Origin of the sequence: Roseobacter sp., assembly GCF_024639605.1 — a bacterium.
GTDB lineage: Bacteria > Pseudomonadota > Alphaproteobacteria > Rhodobacterales > Rhodobacteraceae > Roseobacter.
This window is the reverse complement of sequence record NZ_JAHEHZ010000027.1, coordinates 26,735-30,269: the sequence shown is the minus strand read 5'-3', so window position 1 is coordinate 30,269 and position 3,535 is coordinate 26,735. Positions and strand designations below refer to the sequence as shown.

Sequence of the window (3,535 nt, the reverse complement as noted above, 5' to 3'; positions counted from 1 at the left end):
ATACCGAAAGCAGTTCTTCACACTTCTTAAGCGTCTATTTTATGTGGGGTATTATGTGGGGTAACTCGGCTGCTTGCCTGTTTTCTACAATAAAATCAAAGGAGAGTGGCGGACCCTAGAGGATTCGAACCTCTGGCCTCTGCCTTCGGAGGGCAGCGCTCTATCCAGCTGAGCTAAGGGTCCTGCAGGTGGCACGTATAGCCTGCAGCCGGCAGGCCTGCAATTGGTAAATCAACTGCATGTCAGGCAAAAAGATCATGCGCCAGTTCCAGCGCATCAACGAGCACATCGACCTCATCCGTAGTGTTGTAAAGCCCGAAGGACGCGCGGCAGGTCGCAGTCAGCCCCATATGCTCCATCAGCGGACCCACGCAATGCTGACCGGCCCGCACGGCGACCCCTTTCTTGTCGAGGATCGTCGAGATGTCATGGGCATGTGCCGCCCCGTCCAGCGTAAAACTGAAGATCGCGGCTTTGTCGGGGGTTGTGCCCTGCATTTGCAGCCAGTTCAGCCGGCCCAGACGCTCGACTGTATAATCGCGCAGCGTGTCTTCATGTGCCGCGATGTTCTGCATGCCGAGACCCATCATATAGTCAAGAGCGACTCCGAGGCCGATGGTCTGCACGATGCCGGGGGTGCCGGCCTCGAATTTCATCGGCGGGTCGCTGTAAGAGACCGCGTCTTTGGTCACCTCGCGGATCATGTCACCGCCGCCGATAAAGGGACGCATCTCGGCCAGACGCTCGCGCGTGACATAGATCGCTCCCGAGCCCGACGGACCATAAAGCTTGTGTCCTGTGATGGCATAGAAATCGCAGCCGATATCCTGCACGTCCACTGGCTGATGCACCGCGGCCTGGCTGCCGTCGACGAGCACGGGAACACCGCGTTTATGCGCCTCGGCAGTGATGGTTTTAACATCCACCCGGGTGCCCAGCACGTTTGACAGGTGCGAGATCGCCACGAGTTTTGTGCGCGGCCCGATGGCATCAATCACTGCCTGCGGATCAAGCGCGCCGGTGGCGTCCACATCGACCCATTTCAGCACGGCCCCCTGCCGCTCGCGCAGAAAATGCCAGGGTACGATATTGGCGTGATGCTCCATGACGCTGAGCACGATCTCGTCGCCGGCTTCCATCCGGGGCATCGCCCAGGAATAGGCGACCATATTGATGCCCTCTGTGGTACCGGAATTGAGCACGATTTCATCTTCGGAGCCTGCGTTGAGGAACTTTGCGATCACGCCCCGCACGCTTTCGTATTTATCCGTGGCGAGGTTCGACAGGAAATGCAGCCCTCTGTGAACGTTTGCGTATTCGTTTGAATAGGCATTGGTGATGGCGTCGATCACGACCTGCGGCTTTTGTGCCGAGGCACCGTTGTCGAGATAAACCAGCGGCTTGCCGTTTACCTCCCGCGACAGGATCGGAAAATCGCCGCGAATTTTGTTCACGTCATACATTCGGGGGTACTCCGATGGCGGCCACGCCGATGATTGAAAAGAGAATGGACAGGCTGAGCAGCAGACCCATGGTGCCAACGATAAGGACGCCGAAGGCCCGCATCATCGAGTTCAATTTCAGGCCGATATTCAGGAAATGCATGAAAATCCAGAGCGTCGCGACACCTACAAACAGCATTACGAAACTGGCCAGCACGGGCGATAGCAGGATCAGCACGATCATTACCGCCTGAGCCACAGTGCGCATCACCTGCAGCCAGATCATCAGCGTCAGCAGATCGCCCATGGTTTCCGCGCCGCCGAGCATCCGTCCGGTCCAGAAAAGCGCGTGAACCATCAGCACAAAGCCGCCGGCGATCAGTGTGAAATACAAAAACGGCGAGGCCAGAAACGTCTGAAGCTGTTCTGGTACCGGAAAGATGTAATTCGACAGGGTGGCAAGCCAGGTATTCACCACCGAGATCACCACCACGGCGCTCCAGAGTGCGTCTCGCGGCCATGGCCGGGACAGAATTACTGCTGCGGCCTCTCCGGGCGCGCGCAGCGTCAGCAGCATCATGGAAGTGAGTGTGGCCGGGGCAGTCATCCCTGCCCTTTCTCGGCTGTGATAAGTCCGCCGATCCAGAACCAGCCAAAGACCGAAACCCAGATCAGACCAACAAACTGCAACGCCGGTCCCGGACCGATGAAGCCGGCGACCAGCCCGTTGAGCAGAACCACCGGAGAGGACGCCAGCAGCGCCCAGAAGAGCGCAATGCGCGCGCCGTAAAATGTGCCCTTCCCGCGCATCAGTCTTGCCGCGATGTGGCTCAGGGCGGCAATGCAATAGAGCATCAGCGGCGCGAGAAACACCCAGGCCATCAGCGAAGCGCCCATAAGCATGTTAAGCTCCTGATCTTTGATATGTGCCTCACGGGCGAGCCGCGGCAGCTGCGCCACAAACATCAGCAGGCACCCGGCCATCAGATAGGCCAGAGCGCGGTCTTCACGCTCACCATGCGCCAGCAGCCGGCGCACTACCTTGCCCGGCCCGGTATAGGTGGCCGGAATGTCGCGTGTCACCGGCATCAGCTGCGATGCCGTTCCAGCCAGCCGCTGAGCAGGCCGTTGATCTCTTCGCGGAGCGGCTCGGCATCGATTTCCTCTACTGCTTCGGACAGAAACGCCAGCGTCAGCAGGTCCGTGGCAGGCCCCTCAGGCACCCCCCGCGAGCGCATGTAAAAGAGCGCATCCTCGTCGATCGCACCCGAGGTGGACCCGTGCGAACAGGCCACATCATCGGCATAAATCTCAAGCTCGGGTTTGGCCAGAAACTGGCTGTCGTCATCGAGCAGCAGCGACTGGCTGATCTGATAGCCATCGGTTTTCTGAGCGCCCGCTTTCACAAGGATTTTGCCCTGAAAAACGCCCGTGGCACCATTGCGCAGCACCTTTTTGAAAACCTGACGGCTCTCGCAGTTTACTGCGTCGTGGGTGATGAAAACCGTGTCGTCATGGTGAAAATCACCGTCTCCTACACAGGCGCCGGCCACATGGGCCACGGCGTTATCGCCGGTCAGCTCAATCACACATTCGTTGCGCGTGAGGACGCCGTTGACGGTGAGTGTGAAGGATTTGAAGGTGCTCTCTGTGCCAAGTCGCGTGAAGATATGTGTGGCCGCCCGGCGCTCGTGATCCCGCCCCTGGGCGCGCACATGATGGAAGGTCGCGTGATCGGCCACATCGACTTCCATCACCTTGTTAAACCGTGCTGCAGCGGGCCCGTTTTCAATCACGGTGAGCTCACAACCCTCATCAAGGCGGATCACGTGGTGCAGAATGGCGTCCGATGTTTCGGAGTTATGGCGGTATGTCAGGTTCACCGGCTTTTCGGCTTTGCCCGTCACATGGATCAGGATGCCATCAGGGGCAAAGGCCGTGTTCAGGGCCGCCAGAGGGCGCTCCACGGGCTTTTGTCCGCGCGCCTCAAGGCGCCCGTAAAGATCCTGTGCCCAGTGGATATCAGCACCGGCCTCGGCCAGGCGTTCGATCACGATGCCCGACATTTCCAGATCGTCAGAGGCTTCCGCGTC

The 3,535-nt window shown here is 59.1% G+C and carries 4 protein-coding genes and 1 tRNA gene; all 5 read right to left on the bottom strand.

The window, feature by feature from the left end:
* Positions 1–106: 106 nt before the first annotated feature.
* Positions 107–183, bottom strand: a tRNA-Arg gene (locus tag Q0M35_RS05710).
* Positions 184–242: 59 nt separating this feature from the next.
* Entirely contained in the window at positions 243–1,463 is a 1,221-nt protein-coding gene (locus Q0M35_RS05705) for a cysteine desulfurase (RefSeq protein WP_295313257.1), read from the bottom strand.
* On the bottom strand, positions 1,456–2,049 hold the full coding sequence (locus Q0M35_RS05700; RefSeq protein WP_295313256.1) for a YIP1 family protein: 594 nt from the start codon (positions 2,047–2,049) through the stop codon (positions 1,456–1,458). Before Q0M35_RS05700 ends, Q0M35_RS05705 begins: the two co-directional genes overlap by 8 nt.
* On the bottom strand, positions 2,046–2,531 hold the full coding sequence (locus Q0M35_RS05695) for a YIP1 family protein (RefSeq protein WP_295313255.1): 486 nt from the start codon (positions 2,529–2,531) through the stop codon (positions 2,046–2,048). Before Q0M35_RS05695 ends, Q0M35_RS05700 begins: the two co-directional genes overlap by 4 nt.
* Positions 2,531–3,535 (bottom strand): Fe-S cluster assembly protein SufD (gene sufD, locus Q0M35_RS05690; protein ID WP_295313254.1); only part of this gene is annotated, 1,005 nt, incomplete at its 5' end. The genes sufD and Q0M35_RS05695, both read right to left, overlap by 1 nt.

What these genes read in the sequence shown, in the direction of transcription:
- Q0M35_RS05705 (WP_295313257.1), bottom strand. Translation starts at nt 1,463, where the DNA reads ATGTATGACGTGAACAAAATTCGCGGCGATTTTCCGATCCTGTCGCGG.
- Q0M35_RS05700 (WP_295313256.1), bottom strand. Translation starts at nt 2,049, where the DNA reads ATGACTGCCCCGGCCACACTCACTTCCATGATGCTGCTGACGCTGCGC.
- Q0M35_RS05695 (WP_295313255.1), bottom strand. Translation starts at nt 2,531, where the DNA reads ATGCCGGTGACACGCGACATTCCGGCCACCTATACCGGGCCGGGCAAG.